The following is a 21,828-nucleotide window of genomic DNA, read 5'->3' as shown; positions in this document are numbered from 1 at the left end:
AAGAGGCGAGGGGAACAAGGCTGATGGATTATTTCCTCATAGAGGGGGGGCGGCGTTTGGAAGGGCGCATCCCTGTTGGTGGTGCAAAGAACTCCGGCTTGAAGCTGATGGTAGCGTCCCTCCTCTCTGAAGGGCCTTTGATTCTCTCTAACGTGCCTGATATTGCCGATATCCGCACGATGCGGACATTATTGGGCCAGCTTGGTTATGAGGTGGCGGAGGTTGATGGCCCCGGCACGCTGAGCCTTGGGGGGGCCATTCATTCTGTAGAAGCCCCTTATGATATTGTCTCTCGTATGCGGGCTTCTATCTTGGTGTTGGGGCCTCTTTTGGCCCGTATGGGCGAGGCGCGTGTCTCTTTGCCCGGTGGTTGTGCCATTGGTACGCGCCCGGTGGATTTGCACCTCAAAGGGCTAGAGGCTCTCGGGGCGGAGATTCAGTTAGAGGCAGGCTATATCCATGCGCGTGCCCCGCAGGGTTTGCAGGGGGGGCGTGTGGTATTACCGTTCCCCAGTGTGGGGGCGACAGAGAATATCATGATGGCCGCTACCCTAGCGCGTGGGACGACAGAGCTTGTTAATGCCGCGCGGGAGCCGGAGATTTTAGACCTCGCTAAGTGTTTGAACGCCATGGGGGCCCGCATTACCGGGGCACATTCTGGCACCATCACGATAGAAGGGGTGGAGCGGCTGCATGGCGCGCATTATGCGGTGATGCCAGACCGGATTGAATGTGGGACATATGCTTGTGCGGTCGGGATGACTGGCGGGGATGTCCTGCTAGAGGGTGGTCGTATGGCCGACCAAGAGGCGGTAGTCCATGCGCTACAGCAGGCTGGTGTTGAGGTTACGCAGGAGGCTGAGGGGCTGAGGGTGCGCAGCCAAGGCCGTTTGCGCGGGTTAGATTTAACGACCGAGCCTTATCCCGGCTTCCCGACAGATATGCAGGCGCAGTTCATGGCGATGCTCTCTGTAGCGGAGGGGGCCTCTATGATCACTGAGACGATTTTTGAGAATCGCTTCATGCATGTGCCAGAGCTGAATCGTATGGGGGCGAATATTACGATCCAAGGGCGTGCTGCGGTGATTCGTGGGGTGGAGCATCTTTCTGGCGCACGGGTGATGGCGACTGATTTGCGGGCCTCTTTCTCCCTCATTCTGGCAGGGTTGGTGGCAGAGGGCGAAACGGAGCTTAGCCGCGTTTATCATCTTGATCGCGGTTATGAGCATGTGGAGAAAAAGCTCTCTGCCTGTGGGGCGAAAATTAAGCGCGTGAAGGCTCCTGCAAAAGCTGGATGACGCTTGGTACATCCTCCACAACCTCATAGAGGCTTGAGGCAGTAGCATCGGCGAATCCTTGCTCCAAGGTTGTACGAAGCATAGCGATGAGCGCATCTGCCCAGCCATGAGCGTTGAGGATGATGATGGGTCGCTGGCTTAGTCCAAGCTGGCGATTGACGAGGACTTCGGAAAACTCATCAAACGTACCAAAGCCGCCGGGCAGGACGATATAAGCATCAGCAATTTCAAAGAGCTTGGCTTTGCGTGTAGGCATGTCCTCTGTCACGTCGAGGTCCGTTACGCCTTCGTGGAGGATTTCTCGTGCTTCTAAAAAGCGGGGGATAATCCCTTTAACGCGCCCGCCTGCTTGTAATGTTGCATCAGCAACGGCCCCCATTAATCCAGCTTTGCCGCCCCCATAAACAAGGGTGACGCCTGCTTGGGCTAGGGCCGTGCCAAGGGCGCGGGCTGTGTGCATATAGGCGGGGTCATGACCAAGGCGAGAGCCACAAAAGACAGAGCAGAATTGAATGGCCATAAAAGATGTGTCTCCTTCGCATAAAAAATGCCGGGTGCAAGAACCCGGCATTTAGCATGGGATAAATCCCATAAAGGCGTAGCGGTGAGACTACGCCTTTGCTGTAAGGCCCTGCCTTATTGGGTATTTTTAGGAATACCACACCCGGGGATACGGGAGAAAGCAGCACTAAAGGCGATACCGCTAACGCAGAGTACACCAGCTACGGCGAACATAACGCCCCAGCCCATATGGTCGCGCAAACCACCCATGAACCAGCTGGAAATCACAATGGTGACATCCGTGAAGATGGAGTAAGCGGCGATGAGAATCCCATGGAACTCTGGCCCATCGGTCTTGACGGCCATTGTACCCATAGCAGGGAAGAGGAGGGAGAAGCCTGCACCGGTTAGGGCAGCACCGATTAACCCGCCTGTATTGTTATGGACTAAGCAGAACACGGCCATAGCGATAGCTTCTGTCACGAGGGACATGTAGGCAATCGGCACACCGCCATGTTTGTCGATTTGGCCAGAGACGAAAATCCGCATGAAGATAAAGCATGCTGCGAAAACGCCAAAGGCAATGCCAAGGCCTGTCCAGTGATTCTCGGTATAATACAGGGCGAGGAAGCTGTTCACCGTCCCGAAGCCGACAGAGCCAGCAGCCAGAGCGGCACCATAAGGCAGCACCTTCTTCACTGCGAGACCGAAGGACATAGGCTTACCCTTGCTCGGCAGGGGCTTAATGGCCTTATAGAAGGTCAAGATGATGAACCCGCAAATGCCCAATGTTGCGGCAAAGATACCAACAGGCAGAAGCTTGATGGTCGGCAGCAAGCCGCTGAGCCATTGCCCAACTGTCACACCAACAGCGATACCACCGTAGGAGGTCACGCCGTTCCAAGAAATAGCAACGGAGGAGTGAGCTGGCCCAACGCGGCGGAGGTTCCATGTCGTTACAGAGGTAGACGTGCAGCTCTCTGACCAACCGATGAAGAGACGGCTGATAAGAGCAACAGCCAACGCCACATAACGAGATGTGTCATTCATACCCATCAGATGGGATGTAGGAATGAGCGCGGCAAGGCACATCAATAAGCCGGAGATGGTGCAGAGAATCAGACCCCATCTTAGGACGGCTTTAGGGCCGAAGATGTCGATGCGGCGACCAACAATCATACGGCCCATGGCTGTGCCGATATATTGTAGGGAGATGGTACTGGCTGCAATAGCCGTACTAAAACCGAGCGTATTATGTACGAACTGAGCACCAATAATAGCGTTGGGCAGCCCGATGACGAAATATACAAGGAGGTTAAAGAAAACAACGGGCATCACACGCATAGTCGGTGAGCACGTATAGGTTGCGTCTTCGTCAGACATGAACGTCCCCTTTGCAGTTTTTGCAGCCATGCCCACCGATAGCTAATATAGGCACAACTTTGCTTAGGTCTTGACCATAGGTGAGAAAACCCTTTCCGTCACGGGGCAAAGTTTGCTTTGCTGATATAGTTATGAATGGCAGCCATGCAGCAAGTAGGTGGGTTGTTTTGTGTGAGGATTCTTTGGGTTATGGCTCTGCCATTTACAGGAAGGAGTGTTGATGATGACTGATGATGCCATCAGGAAAGCTCGTGAGGAGGCGGGATACCGTATTCTTTCCTCAGAGCTTGTTTATAAAAATCCGTGGACGGCTGTGCGGGAGGATAAAATCATCCATCCCGGTGGGAAAGAAGGTCTTTACGGTATTGTAGAGCGTGGGCCTTTTGCGGTGATTATGCCTGTGCATGCGGATGGGCGGGTTACTCTTGTACAGCAATTCCGTTATCCCGTGGGCAAGCGGCTTTGGGAGTTCCCGATGGGGATGTGGGAGACACGGCCCGATGCGGAGGCAGAGGCCCTCGCTTTAGGGGAATTGCGGGAGGAGACGGGCCTGCGTGCGGGGGAGTTGATTCATGCTGGCACGCTCTATCAAGGGGCGGGTTATTCTACGCAAGAGGGGCATGTTTTCTTAGCGCGTAATCTCATTCGAGGTGCGGCAGAGCGGGAAGCAAGCGAGGCTGATATGGTCGTACGTGATGTAAGCTTTGCGGAGTTTGAGCGTATGATTGTTGAGGGCGAGATTACGTGTATGGTTACCTTAGCAGCTTTTGCACAAATTCGCGCACGAGGCTTAATCTGATAGGCCAACGCTATATACCGCAGGAGCATGAGGGGCAGCGTCCTTCCCGTAGAAGGTCTCTCATGTCGGTGATGGGTTTTGCCCTCTTTTTATTAGTTGGGCCACTGCTGTTATGGCATGTGCCTTTCATTCAACGAGGTGTGTGCGTCTTGCAGAGTTGGGCGGGGCGGCCTTATGCGGTAGCGTGGCTTTTACCGGCGACAATAGCGTATTGTGCGTTGGGTTTCCCCCGTCAGGTGCTTTGTTTTGTTCTTGGGGCGAGTCTTGGTGTTAAGCTCGGCTTGGTAGAGGCGAGCCTCGCTTATGGGGGCGGGGCGTTTTTGGGCTATAGCGGGGGCTGGCTTTGGCAACGATGGCACCCTGTAAACAAAGTCGCTATGCCGTGGTTTATTAAAGCGGGGGTGGCAGCTCCTTTTCGTGCGGTATTATGCGCACGTCTATTGCCAGTAGGGTCGGCTTTGCTTGTCTCGGTCTCATCAGGGATGATGAGGCTTGCTGTCGGGCGGTTTGTGCTAGCGACAATGCTCGGTGGGGTGCCACAAAATCTTGTTTTTCTCCTCGCTGGGCATGGTGTAGAAATAGGACACGGGGGGGCCTTGATTATGGCGATAATCTTGGCACTATCCTCTGCTGGATTAGCAGGCTGGGTGTTACGCGGCTTCCATCAGGATAGACAGAAGGCAGAATAACGCATTATGGCGATGTCACAACGCAGTGTTTTTAAGCAAGCCGTGCTTACAAAGCCCTTGGTAAGAGGTGGGCATTTGCCCATGTGGGTGCCTTTAATATTAGGGACACTCACCGCTGTAGGCCCTGTCTCGACTGATATTTATCTGCCCGCTTTGCCAGAGATGGAGCGTCAGTTAGGCTCTGCTGCTGGGACGGGGAGCTTGACCATGGCTGCCTGGGTGGCGGGCTTAGCGATTGGGCAGATTCTCGTAGGGCCGATAACAGACCGTTTTGGCCGGCGTCGTCCGCTTTTAGTGGGGACGTTATTTTATGCCATAGCCGCCGCGGGTTGCGCGCTTGCAACCTCTATGCCGATGTTGTGCTTCTTTCGTGCTTTTGCGGCCTTGATGGGGGCGGCAAGCCTCGTGGTGCCCAATGCCTGCGTGCGCGACCTGACCATTGGTGATGCCACGGCGAAGTTGATGTCCCGGTTGATTCTCATCCAAGGTGTGGTGCCGATTTTGGCCCCCGCTCTTGGTGGCTTTGCGCTACAATTTATTAGCTGGCGCGATATTTTCTGGGCGACATCATTATATGGGGTTGTGGGGTTAGTGATTGTTTTTCTCTTTCTGCCAGAAACATTGGCCGGGGAGGACCGTCACCCTATCAGGTTATGGCCTGTTATTGTCCGCTACGGGCAAACCTTGCAGGATAGGAATTATCGCTTCAATGCTCTGATTTGGATGATACAGGGCTTTGTTATCTTCACGTATCTTACTGCCGCCCCTTTCTTATTTGAGAGCGTGTATGCTTTCACGCCCTTCCAATATGGGATGCTTTTTGGGGTGATGGCGTTATGTATGATTGCCTCATCGCAGATTAATGCGTGGTTGTTGAATTATTATCATAGCCGGACCCTGTTAAAAGCTGGCTTGACCATCAGCATGATAGGGTCGGTGATTTTGTTAGCGATTGCTGTGTGGTCTGCGATAGATGTGGACGCAGCGGGGCATCTTAAACATCTTTATTTATGGCCATTATTTGGGGCGATGGTGTGTGCTTTAGGTTCCGGCGGTTGCATCGGGCCGAATGCTATGGCCGGGGCTTTATTGACGCAGGGCCGTAATGCGGGTGTTGCCACAGCTTTGGCTGGGACAGGGCAATATCTCTTTGGGATTGCAGCGAGTGTGATGGTCTCTTGGTTGCCTGTAGGTACGGCTATTCCCATGGGGATTATGCTGTTTGTGGCTTATATCTTCATGCTGTTATCAGCTCGTTTTGCTCCTTAATGGGATGGGGCGGCATATGCCCCTTCCCCCTCGCTAAGAGAAGGGCCTATAAGGGGCCTTTGTTTATTCTGACCCTATTTATGAGGGAAGTGCGCTCATGTCCTTTAAAGACCCTGCCCCATTGGAGCTGAAACGCTATATCCGTGAGGTTCCAGATTTCCCTAAGCCAGGGATTCTTTTCTACGATATTTCGACCTTGATTCGGAATCCAGAAGCATGGCAGGTGGCGACAGGGCGGCTAGCGCAGGCTGTCTCTCGCTTTCAGCCGGACCTTTTGGCAGGGATTGAGAGCCGCGGCTTCCTTACCGCTGCCCCGCTCGCAACGCGGCTTGGATGTGGCTTTACGATGTTGCGCAAGCCGGGCAAGCTACCGGGTAAGACAATCTCTCATAAATATAGCCTCGAATATGGCGAGGATGAGCTGCATATTCAGGCCGATGCGGTCACACCCGGTCAACGTGTTGTCGTGTTAGATGACCTCCTTGCAACAGGTGGAACACTTGCTGCCTCGATCGACCTTTTACGCAAGGCCGGGGCGGAGGTTGTGGGGGCATCAGTCATGATAGAGCTTCTAGCTCTTGGGGGGCGTAAGAAAATTGACGTGCCGGTGACGTCCCTGCTGACCTACGAGGATTAAGCGTTATCTCCCGTATGCAGCGTGGTGTGATGTCAGAGCCTTTACCGGTAACAGAGATTTTGCCCGCGCTGCATGAGGCCTTGCTCGCGGGGCCGAATCTCGTTCTCGTAGCTCCACCGGGTGCGGGTAAGACGACAACCGTCCCTCCCTTTTTGTTAGAGCGTGCCCCTGCATGGTTGGGGGCGGGGCGTATTTTGTTGGTCGAGCCACGGCGTGTAGCGGTGCGGGCTGCGGCGCAGCGTATGGCCGCTTTGCGAGGGGAAGCCCCCGGTGGGGTGATTGGGTATCGTACCCGGCTGGAGAGTGCGGTTTCTGTCCAAACGCGTATTGAGGTTGTAACAGAAGGGCTATTGGTCCGCCGCCTTGTGGCAGACCCACTTTTAGAAGGCGTGGCTGCTGTTATTTTCGATGAGGTGCATGAGCGTTCCCTCGATGGAGATACGGCTTTAGGGTTCTGCCGCGATGTGCAGCAGAACTTTCGGCCGGATTTACGCCTCATAGCGATGTCTGCCACCTTAGAGGCTAGCCTTTTTACAACCGCTTTGCAGGCTCCATTGCTTGAGAGTGATGGGCGGCACTACCCTGTAGAAATTCGCCATAGGCGGGATATAGGCCATCTGCGGGATTTACCAGAGGCATGCGCGCACGCCGTGGCGCAAGCATGGCAGGAGGAAGAGGGCTCTATTCTAGCTTTCTTACCCGGTATCGGGGAGATACGTCGCACAGAGGCTTTTTTGCAGCGTCTTTTGGGCGAGCAAGCTCCACTTTATCCTCTTTATGGGGAACAATCGGTTGAGGACCAAGCCCGTGCGTTAGACCCCACCTCAGGACGGCGGATTGTATTGGCAACTTCCATTGCAGAAACCTCCGTTACCGTACCGGGGGTGCGTGTGGTGGTAGATGGTGGGTGGCGGCGTTTGCCACAGCGTGATGCCAGTACGGGCTTACCGCGGTTGCACACACGCCGCATCTCCCGCGCTACGGCGGAGCAACGGGCAGGGCGCGCAGGGCGGCAAGCCCCCGGTGTGGCTATTCGTTTATGGTCGGAGATGACACAGCGCAGTTTGATTGTGCAGGACATCCCCGCCATTTTAGAGGCTGATTTATGTGATTTTGCCCTCCTGACAGCGGCATGGCAGCAAGCGATGGGGACAGAGCCAAAGGCTCTACCGTTGCTCGATCCTGCCCCTGCTGGTGGCCTTGCAGCGGCACAAGCATTGCTACATGAGTTAGGGGCGTTGGATAAAGAGGGAGTTTTAACCCCTCTTGGGCAGAGGATGATTAATTTTGGCACGCATCCTCGTTTAGCTGCCTTGCTGTGCGCTGCGCGTACGGTGGAGGAGCAAGCAGTAGCAGCGTGTTTAGCTGCTTTGTTGGAGGAGCGTGACCCCTTGAGAGGGCGCGAGGGTATGGGGGAGGCCCTCTCGGCAGATATTCGGCTGCGTTTGAGGCTCTTTACCCATGATGATGGGCGTGTGCCGCGCCCTGTGATGCGTAGGCTCCAACAAGCGGCGGAGCGTTTTTGGCAGCGTGGTGGGCAAAAGGGCGGCCGTCGCCAATTAGCAGAATATGTGACGGCAGGTATGCAGGGCTATGGCGTGGGGCGTTTGATCGCGGCGGGTTTCCCTGATCGTCTCGCACAGCGGACCCATGCGGAAGGACGTTATCGCCTTGCAGGGGGTGGGAGTGCGCGGCTCAATGCGGCGGACCCTTTAGTGAAGGAGGAGCTTTTAGCGGGGGCGGCCTTTCATAGTGGTAAGGGTACGAGCATGACCCTTGCTGCCCCCGTGACAATGGATGAGCTGCCTGATTCCGTTAAAGCCTGTATGCAGGAGCAGCGGGAGCCTGCTCTTGATGGTACTTCGGGCAAGGTAATTGTACGTCAGAGAGTACGGTTGGGGGCTCTTATCCTAAGGGATAAAAATGTACCCCCATTGCCAGAGGATATTACCACGGCCTTGCTTGCCAAAGTGCAGGCAGACCTTCCTCGTTATGTGGAATGGTCCGATACAGCGCGGCAGATGCAAGCGCGCGTCGCCCTTGCGCGGAGACATTACGCGCCTCATTTACCGGATATAAGCGATGATGCGTTAGTGCAGTCTATGGAATGGCTAGAGCCGTGGCTTGCGGGGATGGATCGCCTCGCTCAGCTTAAAGAGTTGGATATGACGGCTATTCTGACGAGCTTATTATCTTATGAGGACCAACAAGAGCTTGCGCGCCAGCTTCCTACTCATGTGGCATTAAAGGGGGGACGTAGGCGGATTGATTATACAACGGTCATTCCCTCTCTTGCAGCGCGTGCGCAGGATTTTTACGGGATAATGTCGCTGCCAAAATTGGCAGGCGGTAAGGTGCCCTTACAAGCGACTTTGCTCTCCCCGGCAGGGCGTCCGCAGGCTGTTACAGCGGATTTAGCGCAGTTTTGGAAGGCGGGTTGGTTGGATATGCGGCGGGATATGCGTGGGCGGTATCCTAAACATCATTGGCCAGAAAACCCCGCTGATGAGACGTCCTAAGAGGCGGTATAGAGGGGCTGCCTGTAGGATTGTGTGAGGGAGTGTGATAGGGGGTATAGGGAGTCGTTTGGCCGTGTTATGGCTGTTATGGAAGGGGATGGGGTATTCATGCAGCCGGTAATAAGGCATGTGGTCTGGTCTGTTTTAGTCCCAGCGGCTGTTGGGAGTGTGGCGGCGATGGGCATATGCCTATGGTGGGTCCCCGGTGGGGAGAAAGTCCCTACGCCCATCCGTAATACGCGGCTTTATCAAGCTGTGCATCACCCGCCTGTGCCGGTATCGTCCCCTTTAGTGTTGCCCTCGGCCCCTGTTCCTGCTGCGCCGTCTTTGCCTGTTAGTTCAGCTCACGACCCTATAGCTACGCGGGAGGCATTAAATTTGCCGAGCTTTGCACCATTGGTGCATCAGGTGATTCCGGCTGTGGTGAATATTTCCGTCTCTCGTGGCTCTCCCCCAACAGATGATGAGCCTTCTACACAGCCTAAAACACCAGCAGCGCGGAAGGTTGTTCCTATCCCGGCCCCTCATCGGCGGCATCGGAGGCAGAAACACCATACCGTACGGCCTGCTGATGATGATTTAACCGGCGCAGGGTCCGGCTTTGTCGTGGATGCCTCGGGCATTATCGTGACGAACCGGCATGTGATAGGCCATGCCTCGCGGATTATGGTCTCGCTCTCTGATGGGCGGTCGCTTAAAGCGCGGAGTTTGGGGGAGGACCCCATGACTGATATCGCTGTTATCAAGGTCGATAGCCCGACCCCGCTCCCCTCTGTGACATGGGGGGATAGCCGGCAGGTAGAGATTGGCGATTGGATTTTGGTTGCTGGGAATCCTTTTGGTTTTGGCTCCTCCGTTACGGCGGGGATTGTTTCCGCTGTAGGGCGGGATTTAGGCAGTGGTGCGCTGGATGATTTCATGCAGCTTGATGCTCCCATTAACCCCGGTAATTCCGGCGGACCAGCCTTTAATCTTCAAGGGCAGGTTGTGGCGATGAATGCGGCGATCGCCTCGCCGAGTGATGGCTCGGTGGGGATTGGCTTTGGCATCCCCTCAGAGATTGTAGCCCCGGTTGTGGAATCGATTCGTAAGACTGGTCATGTGGAGCATGGCTGGCTTGGGGTCACATTGAATGACGCAAGCGCGCCTATGTGGGTGGAGGATGTGGACCCACACGGGGCGGCTTGGCAGGGCGGTTTGCGGAAAAAAGACGCCATCCTCGCTATTGGTGATGTGCCTGTGCATGATGCACGGACAGTATTACGCAGTGTCGCAGCAGCACATCCGGGAACCGTCTTTAACTTTACCATCCGCCGGGAGGGGAAGGAGATGACCCTCCCCGTGACGCTTGGCAAACGCCCCGTAGCAGATTTTTAAAAGGGGGCGCGTTCATGCGCCCTCTTTTCCTCTCAAGGAGTAGGAGAGGTTTTCTCCAGCTTATCAGCCAACAAGGCTTGAGCATGGATGGTAACACGGATTGTTTGTACCTCTGCCGTGCTGCTAGGGGGTGTAGCGGCACTGCGCATCTCGGCCATCATGAGCATGGGGGGGCGAGGCTCAAGCGGATTTATGGGGCCTTGTCCCCCAATATGGACGCGCTCTAGCCGGACTAAGGAGAGACCAAGGGCAGTGGCATCATCCTCTGCCTGTTGGCGGAGTTTTTTAAGCGCACCAAGGCGGGCTTGTTGCTCCAGCGTTTCACGCAGTTGGGGGTTGAGGGTCCATTGCATGCTCTCAATGCTCAGACCAAGCTGTTGGAGCTTCTCTGTCATAGCGAGGAGTTGCTCACGGTCTTGGCTGCTTAATGTCAGGCTTTGTTGGGCAACCCAGCTATGTTTGTTATGGGGGCCGTATTCCTCCCCAACCATATAGTTATCAGCCGTGCTTTTAATAGCGGATTGACCATTAAGGAGCTTCATTGCCGCATTAACGCGTTGATTGAGCTGCTGCTGCGCGTTGCTAGGGGTGGCACTTTCAGCCTTAGCAGAGAGATGAATCATGAGCGTATCGGCTGTTGCTTGTGTTTCATCAGAGACAGTAAAGCTGAGTTCTGTACCGTGAGGATAAGCCATAGGCGGGGGTGGCGGCATTTGGTGGGAGGGAAGCACGGTCTCCCCCTCAGGCGCGGCGGAGGCAACGGAGAGAGGGGTTACCAACAGAGAGCCCGCGGCGAATGTCGCTAGGCTCAATGCGGTAAGGGGGTGACGTAGGCTCATTGATGAGGTCCTTCTTCCTGATTTTTGAGGAGAACAAGCGCGCGCCGCAAACGGCCTATCCCTGCGCGAATGTGATTTTGTTGGCAGAGCTCCCGGCCTTCTTCCAACAAATGTTGGGCATCATCCATGGCACCAACAGGTACATTATGGGGGGTACGTATTTTCTCAGCTAAATGCTCGCTCAGCTGGGCGCAATAATCAGGGCTATCACTGGTGATGACAAGGTCTTGAGGGGGAGGGGTTGCCTCACTACCCGGCAAGAGAGAGGCCCATGCAACCTCTGGCCATATTGTCAGCGGAGCCAAAAGAATCAGAGCTGTGAGAAAGCATAAAGTGCGCATGATCATGACGCTATCACAGAAAATAGGCGGTTAAGATGAGCAAGGTATGAAACTTTCGTAAGACGTAGCGGTAGGGTCATAAAGGGACTACCGTTTTTGTACGGTCTGTTTCTTGCTGGATGAGTGGCAGAGAGAGCGTGACCTGTAACCCCGGATCCATCCGCGTGAGGGTGAGACGACCATGATGTAAGCTCGTCACCGCTTGGACGAGAGAAAGCCCAAGGCCAGAGCCGGGTGTATGGCGGGCACTCTCTGCGCGGAAGAAGCGTTCATGCGCGCGGAGAATATCAGCTTCATTCATCCCCGGCCCTTGGTCTTGTACACTAATTTCTATCCCAGTGGGGGCTGTGTGCGCTGTATGACCACGCGGTGTAATAGCTGTAACAGGGTGGGCTGTAAGGGAGAGTGCGCTATGAGGAGGGGAAAACTTAATCGCGTTATCTAATAGATTCGCTAAAGCTTGTTGGAGCATCCGTTCATCTCCATAAAGAAGGGGAAGCGGGCTGATATCCATATGGAGGCTTAATCCTGCCTCTTCAGCAGAGGCTTCATATAATTCCGCTATATTGGTGAGGAGTTGGTTAAGGTCCACCATAGTAAAGGCGGAGCGGCGTGCCCCGGCCTCAATCTGGGCAATGCGGAGGAGGGCTTCAAAGATACCGGTAATATGGTCGAGGTCTCCAATCGCTTTTTCCGCCGCTAGGCGTAACTCATCAGGTGAGGAGGCGGAAAAGAGGGCTTCTTCCAGTTGGTTACGGGCGCGAGTGATGGGGGTGCGGAGGTCATGAGCAATGGCGTTGGAGACTTGGCGCACCCCTTCCATCAACCGGTTGATTCGGTCCAGCATGGTGTTGACCGTCTCAGCAACAAGGTCCGTCTCGCTCCCTGTGAGGGCGATGCGGTGGTTAAGGTCCCCACTCGCTACAGCGGAGGCCGTGCGAGCGATGGAGCCAACAATACGGCGGAAGAGATTGCGCACCACTAAAGCCCCGCCAATAGCGAGGAGGGCAATCATTACAGCACACCAAATCAGGGTACGGGTGATGACCGTACTGAGGAGGGCGCGGCCCCTGATGTCATGCCCGACAATGAGCTTAAAGCCGTGGGTGAGGTGGTAGGCCTTAAATTGCGCGGGGGTGGAGAAGGTATAACGGCGGATGGTAAGCTCGTAAAAATGATCCATCTTTGTGATGGCAACGGGCCAGCCGGGTAAATTGCCCGCTAAACGTCGCCCGTGGCGGTCGATGAGCAAATAGAGGGCATCATCATCAATATTCTGTTCTAAACGGTCCGTAATGGCACTGCTCAGGGCAGGGGGGCCGCCATAGTTCCACCGCTGTGTGAGCTCCTGTGCATCGGTCTCTATAAAGGCACGGACATGCTGGGTGAGGAGGTTGGTACTACTCCACCAGATGAAGGATAAGAACAGCGTGGCTGAGATAAGAAATAACACGCCATAACCGAGGGCGAAGTTAATTCCAGCGGAGCGGATCGGCCAATGCCATCGCCCCACTTTGCTGGCATCCCCCCGCCGCCATTGGAGCCAACGGCGCGGGGCTTTCTTATCCTTCTTCATAAAGTAGCTAACCTCTTATTCGCGCTAACTTTGTGTCGGGCGGAGGATATAGCCTGCATTGCGGACTGTATGGATGATAGCGGTCTGAAAAGGTTTATCAACCTTCTGCCGCAGACGGGAGACATGGACATCAATCACGTTGGTCTGCGGGTCAAAATGATAATCCCAGACTTTCTCAAGCAGCATGGTACGGGTCACAACCTGTCCGGCATTGCGGACGAGGAACTCTAGGAGGCGGAACTCACGCGGTTGGAGGTCAATCTTTTGGCCTCCACGCCGTACCTCGCGGGAGAGGAGGTCTAATGTGAGGTCGCCTACAGTGAGGGTTGTCTCTGGGGCGGTTTCATTATGCCCACGGCGGCCGAGAGCCTCCACACGGGCGAGAAGCTCGGAGAAGGCAAAAGGCTTTGTGACGTAATCATCCCCACCGGCACGCAACCCATCGACTCGATCATCTACATCAGAGAGGGCAGAGAGCAAGAGCACAGGGGTATTGTTCTTCTGGCTGCGAAGGGTCTCAAGAATATGCAAGCCATCAACCCCACCGGGGAGCATCCGGTCTAAGATGATGATGTCGTATTTTTCTCCCACAGCGAGATAGAGCCCATCTTTGCCATTATCGGCATGGTCTACATCATGCCCTGCTTCTTTAAGGCCTTTAAGGACAAAGGAGCGAACGGTGGGATCATCCTCAACCAGTAAGATATGCATTGGTCCTGCCTGTTTCGTCTAGTCTGCTCTATTAGAGCGTTTGTGCGCCTAGGATAGCGGTAAGCTGGGGGAAAAGGGAAGGTCACTCATAGAGGGCTTTCTTGCCTCATATTACGGGCATGTTAGGATGCTGGAGACACTGTGATTGTAAGGAGAGGGGAATAGCCATGCAATATAGACCCTTAGGGCGAACTGGCCTTAAAGTAAGTGAACTATGCTTAGGAACCATGACCTTTGGACAACAAAATACCGAGGCAGAAGGTCATGCCCAGCTCGATATGGCCCTCGAACATGGCGTAAATTTCATCGACACGGCGGAATTATATTCCATCCCTCCGCGTGCAGAGACGCAAGGCTCGACCGAGCGCATTGTGGGGAGTTGGCTAAAGGCACGCGGTAATCGTGATAAAATTATCCTAGCCAGTAAGGTGGTTGGGCGTAGCCAGAATGAGTGGTTCCGCCCCGATGGGGAGAAACCACGTCTGACACCGGGGCAGATTCGATATGCGATCGAGCAATCGCTCAAGCGGTTAAATACGGATTATTTGGACCTTTATCAGCTCCATTGGCCAGACCGTAAGATTAACATCTTTGGTGAGGGAGGGACGACCTTCCAAACCCTCTCTGATGCTGATGAAGTGCCGATTGCTGAGACATTAGGCGCATTGGGGGAGTTGGTGAAGGAAGGCAAGGTCCGTCATGTAGGTTTATCTAACGAGACCGCATGGGGTGTGGCGGAGTTTTTGCGTGTTTCACGCGAGGAAAAACAGCCGCGTATTGCCTCTATCCAAAACGCCTATAATCTGTTGAACCGCACTTATGAGATTGGCCTTGCCGAGATGGGCTTGCGGGAGGATGTCGGCTTATTGGCTTATTCTCCACTCGCGCAGGGTTATTTAACGGGCAAATATCTGGATGGTGCCCGCCCACCGGGGGCGCGGACAACCCTCTTTGAGCGGGGGCAGCGTTACGAAAAACCGGGCGTTGATGATGCGATTCGTGCTTATCAGGCCCTTGCGAAAGAGAGCGGGTTAGACCTCGCCCAAATGGCGATTGCGTTTGTAACCACCCGTCCCTTTGTGGCCTCTAACATCATCGGGGCAACTAATTTGCAGCAGCTTGAGACGGCTCTAACATCCGTCAATCTCACCATTACGCCGGAGCTGGAGGAGAAGATTAACGCCATCCATCAGCTAAACGCCAACCCTGCCCCTTAAGGGGAAGTATATAAAGTAACGGTAGAGCCGGAGCATCATTATGTTCCGGCTCGTCTTTTAGGGGGCATCCTTTTTTAAGACGCGCCACAGGGCAAGCAAAATCCCACTTAGTAGTGCGAGATAAAGCAGCACAGCCGTGCCGATAAAATGGCGGGTGCGTTTATGGCTATCATCAGCCCATTGGAGAAAGGCTGTGACATCGCTGGCCATTTGGGGGATGGTCGCTTTTGTCCCATCGGGGAAGTTGATAGCCCCCTCTTGCAAAGGCGGCCGCATTTTGAACTTGTGATGATGCGTGAGTGCCGTGGGGTTGTAATAAGTATGTGGGGCGAGTGTAACGCCGGGGGGAGCAGGGCGATAATCTGCAAGCATGTGGCGGATATAATCCGGCCCACCGCGTATTGTGCGGACAATATGGGAGAGGTCTGGCGGGTAGTCCCCCCCATTATTCGCTTTGCCCACAGCGACACTAGGATAAGGGGAGGCAATGGGGCTTTCTAACCCTGTATGGCGTTGTTGTGCCCAATGCTGCAAGGCGGCAACATCTGGTTGTAACGCAATCATATCCCCATAATGGGCATGGTCCATACTATGGCAGGAGCTGCATATTTGCTGGAAGATAAGCAACCCGCGTTCTTCCGGCTTCATAATGGGGGGCGGAGTAGGGGATGCCGCCGTGATAGGGGCGGCGAGAGCAGGGCTAGCGGCCCCGCTGATGAGGGTGAATAGAGCAAAAGGAGCCCATAACAGACGGTGTGGCATCATGACTGTACATCCTTTTGTGAGGATTGTGCGGCTTTGCGCTCTTGCCATGCAGTGAAGGGGAGCAGAACGAGAAACACGAGGAACCATACCAGCAATGCGCCTCGGCTTATCCATGCCCATAGGGGGGTAGCTGGTTGTAGCCCTGCTACGATGAGGGTGAGGAAGGCGAGGAAGAAAAGCCCCATCCCGATGCGGATAAAAGGCCGATAGGTCGCATTATGGTGGGGGGAGATATCCAACCAAGGGAGAGCAAAAAGGACGAGTAAGCTAGAGGCCGCTATGATAAGCCCCCCAAGGCGGGAGGGAATAGCGCGCAGCATGGCAAACCACGGGGCAAGATACCATTCTGGCGTAATATCAGCAGGGGTTTTGAGGGGATTGGCAGGGGTAATGTTATCAATCTTGCTTAATAAACCGGGGAGGAAGAAGATTAACCCCGCCAATAACGCCAGAAAAATACAGACGGCTAAGCTATCTTTGACAACATAAAACGGTGCGAAAGGCCGTGTTGTTTTGTCAGGCTGGGGGCTATCTAGGGTTGGATTGCTAGAGCCTGTCCCGTGGAGGCAGATGATATGCAGGCCAATCAAAGTGGCGATAATGAAGCCAAGGGTAAAATGCAGGATGAAAAAGCGGTGCAGCGCAATATTGCCTAACGTCTCTTCCCCAAGGAGATAAACAAGCAGCGGATGCCCAATAGCTGGCACGGCGTCCACCGCATGGGTAATAACGGTTGCGCCCCAATAGGACATCTGCCCCCATGGTAAAACATACCCTGCAAAGGCTGTAACCATAAAAAGGAGCATCACAATAAGGCCAGAGAGCCAGACAAGCTCTCGCGGGGCTTTGTAGGAGCCATACCATAGCCCTCTCCCTATATGGAGATAGAGGGCTGCAAAGAGCATGCTGACCCCGCCTGTATGGATGCTACGGACCAACCAGCCAGAGGGGACGCGGCGTTCAATCGCTTCAATGCTTTCAAAAGCCTGCGTCATATCGGGCTGGTAGTGGAGGGCAAGAAAAATCCCGCTTACAATCATGAGGCCGAAGGCGGCGATCAAACAGGCCCCGATAGTCCAGAGCAGATTTACCGGCGGCATGGGGAAGCGCGCCATATGGCGGCAGAAAGGCCGTAGGAAAGGCAAGCGGCGGTCAAGCCAATGGGAAGGCGGTGTGGGGGTGTGATTCATCATAGAGGCCGTCCCTTACAGTTGTTGGATTTTGGTGATGTCGTAATGAGGGGAGAGCAGGCTTTCCCCTAAGCGGATGGTGTTATCATCAACAAAATGAAGGGGCGGGACGGGCAAATTATAAGGGGCGGGCATATTGCGTAGGACACGCCCCGCCCCATCAAATTGTGAGCCATGACACGGGCAGAAGAACCCACCAGAGGCCGGTAAGTTTGCACTATCTTGATAATTGGGGACGCAGCCTAGATGGGTGCAAATGGTGATATAAACCCCATAGTCAGTCCGCAGGGAGCGATGGGGGTTGGCAGCCTCGGCGGGTTGTTGATGGATGTGTGAGTGCGGGTCAGCCAGCTGGGCAAGGAGGGTAGGGTCCTCCAAAGCGCGGAGCATCTCTGGCGTGCGGCGTTGAATAGCCACTGGAAGGCCCTGCCAAACGACTATTTTGTGGCTACCCGGCTCTAAATCCTGCACAGTGACATCAAGAATGGCGTGCTCATGCGTGTTCTCCGCAGAGCGTGCTTCAGTCTGGCGGAGACTATTGAGGAAGGGCGCAGCGAGCGTGCAGGCCCCAGCTCCGCCTAAAGCGAGAGAGCTTGCCGTTAGGATCCGCCGCCGCGTAGGACGAGGGAAAAGGGGGGCGTCATCCAAAGCTGGGTGCGGCGGGGGGGTATCGTTCTGCTGGGTCATGGGCGCGCTCCTTATCAGGCTTTTCTTTATAGAAATAGCGATAAAGTGACGCAATGTAGAGAAGCCGCCTTATGGGGTATTAGGCCCGTGCAATCAGCTTTTTTGTGAGATGATGGCAACGATGTTTTAGCCGTTCCATCAAAAGATAAATTGCAGGTGTGGTGTAGAAGGTTAAGAATTGGCTGACAGCCATCCCTCCTAAAATCGCTACCCCTAAGGGGCGGCGTAACTCACATCCATATCCATCGCCGATGAGTAGAGGCACCCCGCCTAAAGCCGCGGCTAATGTTGTCATCAGGATGGGGCGGAAGCGGATGATAGAGGCCTGCTGGATGGCTTGCTCGGCTGTCATCTCAGGGTTGGATTTATGGGTTTGTAAGGCGAAGTCAATCACCAAGATGGCGTTCTTTTTCACAAGGCCGGTGAGGAGAATAATGGCGATAACGGCAATTAAGCTAAAGTTCTCCCCTGCAACCCAAAGTCCTAGAACAGCTCCCACCCCGGCAGAAGGCAGGGTAGAGAGGATGGTAATAGGGTGTATGAGACTTTCATAGAGAATACCTAAAGTAATATACATAATAGCAATAGCGACCATAAACGCGATTAAGGCGTTGTTCATAAGAGATGAGGTTTCCCCCGTTGTGCCAGTAAACTCCCCATGGATGACATCTGAGACATGGAGATTTACGAGGGATTTTTTGATCGTTTCGACAGCATCAGTGTATGTGTGGCCTGCTGTGAGGTCAAAAGAGAGGGTTGTGGCGTAATAACCATTGTGATGAGCAATAGTCAGGGGCATAGGTGCTTTGGCAATACTGGCCACATTATCAAGAGGGATCATCGTTTCTTGGGATGAAGACACCGCTGCACCGTTGGAATTATTGCCCGAGAGTTTATTGGCAAAAGAGTTCGTCACAGAATCTTGGGCGATGGAGGCTTGTGCGCTCAATGTCCCTTTGCTGCGGACACGGATCAGGTTAGAGGCAATCCCCCCGGCGGCTGTCCCAGCAGAGGTGGAAAGCCAGAGATGATGGAGTGTGTTGGGGTACTGGCGGAAAGGCGCATCAACCACCATGACCACTCTGTGGTTGGTAAGGGGAAGATGAATGGTCGAGACAATGCTTTGCCCAAAAGAGTCAAAAAGAGCATTTTGGATTAATTGTGGTGTAACATTATAGCGGGCCTCAAGGTCTCGATGGACTATAATATTGGATGAGATTTCAACATCTTCTGCATTGGTTGAAAGGTTACGAAAGACCCCGCTAGCACGGAGCTGCGCTAGGAGGGGCGGGGTCGCGTTATAAAGAGGGGTGCTGTCATCACTTTGGAGGACATAACGATAATTACCTGTATTGCTTGTATCGCCCCCCCCTTGACGGTCGCTCCCTAATGCCCAGAAGAAGGCTTCTGCCCCAGCTTGTTGGGGGATGCTTTTATGGAGCCGTGCTAATATCGTCCGAGGGCTAGCGCGTTGGGCTTTATCTTTGAGGGAAATAAAGAGATCGCCCGTGTAGCTATTCCGGTTAAATGTAACGACTGTTTGGACAGCAGGGTCTTTTTGGATAATTGCTTCGACCTGCCGTAAGCGGCGTAATAATGCTTGGAAGGAGAGGTTCGGTTCCCCAACTATGCGCCCTCGTAGGATAGCCAAATCCATTGCTGGAAGAGTTGTTTTAGGTAGGATGGTAATGCCCCCGATGAGTAAGAGGAGGCTAGCTGGTAAGGTAAGACCAATAAGGATGGGATGCCGCAAGCTCCAGATCATGGAGTTTTCATAAGCTCGTGTGAGGCGTTGGAGGCCTGTTTCTGTGACGTGAAAGAGCTGATGGCCCCTATAGAGTAGCCATCCCAATGGAGCGCGCCACATGGTGCGTTGGGGGCGGGAGGGTAATGTGGCGTGCGGCTGTGTGTGTATTGTGAGAAAATGGGCGCATAGCATAGGGGTAAGGGTAAGGGATAAAACCATTGAGATGATGATGGCGATAATCATCGTCATGGCAAATTCGTTAAAAATCGATCCTAATGTTCCGGGGATGTAAAGGAGAGGGATAAAAACCGCAATTAAAGAGAGGCTAATAGAGAGAATTGTAAAGGTAATTTCAGTTGTTCCAATAAGGCTTGCTTGGTAACGATCCATCCCTGCTTCCATATGACGAGCGATATTTTCGAGCACGACAATGGCATCATCAATGACAAAACCCACGGCAATCGTTAGGGCCATAAGGGAGAGAACATCTAGTGAGAAGTGATACCACGCCATTGCTGTGAGTGTGCCAGAGAGGGCAATGGGGATCGTAATAGCGGGGATAAGTGTACTAAAAAGATGGCGGAAAAAGAGAGCAATAACTAGGACGACTAAGATAATAGAGACAATAAGTGTGAGCTTCGCATCAATCAGGGAGGAGCGAATTGTACGAGAGAGGTCCAGCCCTGTATGGATCTGCACAGTCGCTGGGACTGTTTGTTGGAGAAGTGGAAGACGATGAGTAATATCGTTGACGATAGCGACTGTGTTCGCGTGGGGTTGTGGCATAACAGCAAGTGTAATAGCGGTTTGCCCGTTTAATGTGCTTTCTTGGTAAATATCCTGCACATCATCATGCACCCTAGCGATATCGCGCAGATAGATAGGGTAGAACTTGTTACGATAGGCAACAATGAGGTTGCGATATTGTGCCGCATTGATGGCTTGGTCATTCGTTTGGAGTTGGATGCGTTGGTCACCAAGGGTGAAAAAACCCTTGGGTGTATAGGCATTAGCAGAGGCCAGAGCGGAGCGAATATCCTCTGGGTTTAAGCCCCATTTATACAGGGGGTAAGGGTTAAGCTCGACTCGCACTGCAGGGTTGGAGGCCCCGAATATTTCCACCCGGCCAACCCCGCCAATTTGGGCCAATATGGGCCGTATGCGGATGAGGGCGAGGTCATAAAGCTGGTCGCGTGATTGTTGTTTAGAGGTTAAATGAAGGAGGTAGATAGGCCTATCCCCATCAAGCTTAAAGGCTTGTGGGTCTGAATCTAATGTACCTGTTGGCAGGTCACTTCGGGCGGCACGTAAAGCGGCTTGGACATCCCGCAATGCCCCATCAATATTACGTGATGGGGCAAAATCAATAAAGATAGAGGTTTTGCCGCTGCCTGTAGTGGATTCTAGCGATTGGACATCGGCAATCGTGGCAAGGCGGCGTTCTAACGGGGTGGAGACAGAAGTCGCCATTTGTTGCGGGTCTGAGCCGGGTTGGCTGGCTACCACCATAATGGCGGTCGCCGTCATGTCCGGCATGGTCGCAACAGGGAGAAAGGGTAACGCCACTAACCCGGAGAGGAAGATGGCTAAGGCCAGCAAAGTGGTCGCCACGGGGCGATCAATAAAAAGCCGGCAGAAGACCATAAGCTCGCAATATGCCCTTTCGTGTTACTCTATTGAGTATAAAGGATGGGTGATTATGCCGTGCGGTAATATACTCTTAACTCTTTGTAAAGCCAGATATTTTATGATTAAGGCGTAATAGGTTGGGGTGTGGGGACATAACCATAGCCCTGCACATAGGTCGTTGTCTGAGCTACATAGCCCTGCCCCGGTTGGTAATGCGTATAGCCGGGGACGGGATAAGGATAGCCGGGGGGACCTGCGGGGGGTGCAGGTGGTTGCACAATAACAACATTGGTGCTGGGCGGCGGCGGAGAGCTGTAGCTAGGGCTAGGGACAGCATATGGGATGGCATAGCCACCATCATAATAACCACCACTATAACCGTACCCAAAAGGCCCGCCAGAAAAAACGCGATTAACGACACCATAGCCGAGGCCTGAGCCAACGCCATAACCAAAGCCGCGGGCGAAGCTATGGCCAAAGCTGTGATGATGGCCGTAATAATAACCATGATGGTAATAGCCGCGATGCGCTTCTGCCGCATGGGGGCTTAACACCCCAAAGGCGAGAGCACAGATAAGCCCAGCGATGGTAAACCGCATTTTCTCCCCCTGTGTGGGACTAACCTCAACGCATCAGATAGTAACGCTGGAATAG

19 protein-coding genes are annotated in these 21,828 nt (G+C 53.9%); 8 read left to right on the top strand and 11 right to left on the bottom strand.

Annotated features, from left to right (window positions below):
* Nucleotides 1-23: 23 nt before the first annotated feature.
* The gene (gene murA, locus NQF89_RS00470; RefSeq protein WP_155578966.1) at nucleotides 24-1,298 is read left to right on the top strand and encodes a UDP-N-acetylglucosamine 1-carboxyvinyltransferase; all 1,275 of its coding nucleotides are present in this window, start codon (nucleotides 24-26) and stop codon (nucleotides 1,296-1,298) included.
* Here the strand turns inward: murA and NQF89_RS00465 are convergent.
* Both NQF89_RS00465 and NQF89_RS00460 read right to left on the bottom strand, forming a co-directional pair.
* On the bottom strand, nucleotides 1,264-1,818 hold the full coding sequence (locus NQF89_RS00465) for an LOG family protein (RefSeq protein WP_266137250.1): 555 nt from the start codon (nucleotides 1,816-1,818) through the stop codon (nucleotides 1,264-1,266). The genes murA and NQF89_RS00465 overlap by 35 nt on opposite strands.
* Nucleotides 1,819-1,934: 116 nt before the next feature.
* On the bottom strand, nucleotides 1,935-3,182 hold the full coding sequence (locus NQF89_RS00460) for an MFS transporter (RefSeq protein ID WP_196424565.1): 1,248 nt from the start codon (nucleotides 3,180-3,182) through the stop codon (nucleotides 1,935-1,937).
* A gap of 223 nt (nucleotides 3,183-3,405) precedes the next feature.
* Between NQF89_RS00460 and NQF89_RS00455 the strand changes: the two genes are divergently transcribed.
* The 6 genes from NQF89_RS00455 (at nucleotide 3,406) to NQF89_RS00430 (ending at nucleotide 10,472) form a co-directional block, all read left to right on the top strand.
* Nucleotides 3,406-3,981: an NUDIX domain-containing protein gene (locus NQF89_RS00455; protein WP_155573440.1), complete on the top strand. Its 576-nt coding sequence runs from the start codon at nucleotides 3,406-3,408 to the stop codon at nucleotides 3,979-3,981.
* 71 nt (nucleotides 3,982-4,052) lie between these two features.
* Nucleotides 4,053-4,670 (top strand): VTT domain-containing protein, encoded by a 618-nt coding sequence (locus NQF89_RS00450; protein ID WP_323670729.1) that lies wholly within the window; start codon nucleotides 4,053-4,055, stop codon nucleotides 4,668-4,670.
* A gap of 6 nt (nucleotides 4,671-4,676) precedes the next feature.
* Nucleotides 4,677-5,939: a multidrug effflux MFS transporter gene (locus NQF89_RS00445; RefSeq protein WP_155572674.1), complete on the top strand. Its 1,263-nt coding sequence runs from the start codon at nucleotides 4,677-4,679 to the stop codon at nucleotides 5,937-5,939.
* Nucleotides 5,940-6,036: 97 nt separating this feature from the next.
* A complete protein-coding gene (locus NQF89_RS00440; protein WP_099026425.1) occupies nucleotides 6,037-6,576 on the top strand; it encodes an adenine phosphoribosyltransferase in 540 nt (179 codons plus the stop codon).
* A gap of 29 nt (nucleotides 6,577-6,605) precedes the next feature.
* Complete coding sequence (gene hrpB / locus NQF89_RS00435; protein WP_155578970.1) at nucleotides 6,606-9,095, top strand: ATP-dependent helicase HrpB; 2,490 nt, start codon at nucleotides 6,606-6,608, stop codon at nucleotides 9,093-9,095.
* Nucleotides 9,096-9,224: 129 nt separating this feature from the next.
* A complete protein-coding gene (locus NQF89_RS00430) occupies nucleotides 9,225-10,472 on the top strand; it encodes a S1C family serine protease (protein WP_266137248.1) in 1,248 nt (415 codons plus the stop codon).
* Between the two features lie 32 nt (nucleotides 10,473-10,504).
* Here NQF89_RS00430 and NQF89_RS00425 read toward each other — a convergent pair whose 3' ends face one another.
* From NQF89_RS00425 to NQF89_RS00410, 4 genes are all read right to left on the bottom strand, one after another.
* Nucleotides 10,505-11,311, bottom strand: a complete 807-nt coding sequence (locus tag NQF89_RS00425; protein ID WP_266137247.1) for an SIMPL domain-containing protein — start codon at nucleotides 11,309-11,311, stop codon at nucleotides 10,505-10,507.
* Nucleotides 11,308-11,652 (bottom strand): hypothetical protein, encoded by a 345-nt coding sequence (locus NQF89_RS00420; protein ID WP_155572678.1) that lies wholly within the window; start codon nucleotides 11,650-11,652, stop codon nucleotides 11,308-11,310. The genes NQF89_RS00425 and NQF89_RS00420 overlap by 4 nt, the downstream gene beginning before the upstream one ends.
* A 76-nt stretch (nucleotides 11,653-11,728) precedes the next feature.
* A complete protein-coding gene (locus NQF89_RS00415) occupies nucleotides 11,729-13,228 on the bottom strand; it encodes a sensor histidine kinase (RefSeq protein ID WP_266137246.1) in 1,500 nt (499 codons plus the stop codon).
* Nucleotides 13,229-13,252: 24 nt separating this feature from the next.
* Nucleotides 13,253-13,939, bottom strand: a complete 687-nt coding sequence (locus tag NQF89_RS00410) for a response regulator transcription factor (protein WP_099026421.1) — start codon at nucleotides 13,937-13,939, stop codon at nucleotides 13,253-13,255.
* A gap of 167 nt (nucleotides 13,940-14,106) precedes the next feature.
* On the opposite strand from NQF89_RS00410, the gene NQF89_RS00405 reads away from it, so the two are divergent.
* Nucleotides 14,107-15,156, top strand: a complete 1,050-nt coding sequence (locus NQF89_RS00405; RefSeq protein ID WP_099026420.1) for an NADP(H)-dependent aldo-keto reductase — start codon at nucleotides 14,107-14,109, stop codon at nucleotides 15,154-15,156.
* A 57-nt stretch (nucleotides 15,157-15,213) separates the two neighbouring features.
* Here NQF89_RS00405 and NQF89_RS00400 read toward each other — a convergent pair whose 3' ends face one another.
* From NQF89_RS00400 to NQF89_RS00380, 5 genes are all read right to left on the bottom strand, one after another.
* The gene (locus NQF89_RS00400; RefSeq protein ID WP_180794191.1) at nucleotides 15,214-15,921 is read right to left on the bottom strand and encodes a cytochrome c1; all 708 of its coding nucleotides are present in this window, start codon (nucleotides 15,919-15,921) and stop codon (nucleotides 15,214-15,216) included.
* A complete protein-coding gene (locus NQF89_RS00395; RefSeq protein WP_266137245.1) occupies nucleotides 15,918-17,114 on the bottom strand; it encodes a cytochrome b in 1,197 nt (398 codons plus the stop codon). Before NQF89_RS00395 ends, NQF89_RS00400 begins: the two co-directional genes overlap by 4 nt.
* A 12-nt stretch (nucleotides 17,115-17,126) precedes the next feature.
* A complete protein-coding gene (gene petA, locus NQF89_RS00390; RefSeq protein ID WP_266137244.1) occupies nucleotides 17,127-17,798 on the bottom strand; it encodes a ubiquinol-cytochrome c reductase iron-sulfur subunit in 672 nt (223 codons plus the stop codon).
* Between the two features lie 79 nt (nucleotides 17,799-17,877).
* Entirely contained in the window at nucleotides 17,878-21,189 is a 3,312-nt protein-coding gene (locus tag NQF89_RS00385; protein WP_266137243.1) for an efflux RND transporter permease subunit, read from the bottom strand.
* A gap of 107 nt (nucleotides 21,190-21,296) precedes the next feature.
* Entirely contained in the window at nucleotides 21,297-21,773 is a 477-nt protein-coding gene (locus NQF89_RS00380; protein WP_266137242.1) for a hypothetical protein, read from the bottom strand.
* Nucleotides 21,774-21,828: the final 55 nt, after the last annotated feature.

The sequence above is a fragment of the Bombella pollinis genome, from assembly GCF_026385485.1.
Taxonomy (GTDB): domain Bacteria; phylum Pseudomonadota; class Alphaproteobacteria; order Acetobacterales; family Acetobacteraceae; genus Bombella; species Bombella pollinis.
Note: the sequence above shows the minus strand (reverse complement) of the source record. Positions and strands in the feature narration are given on the sequence as shown.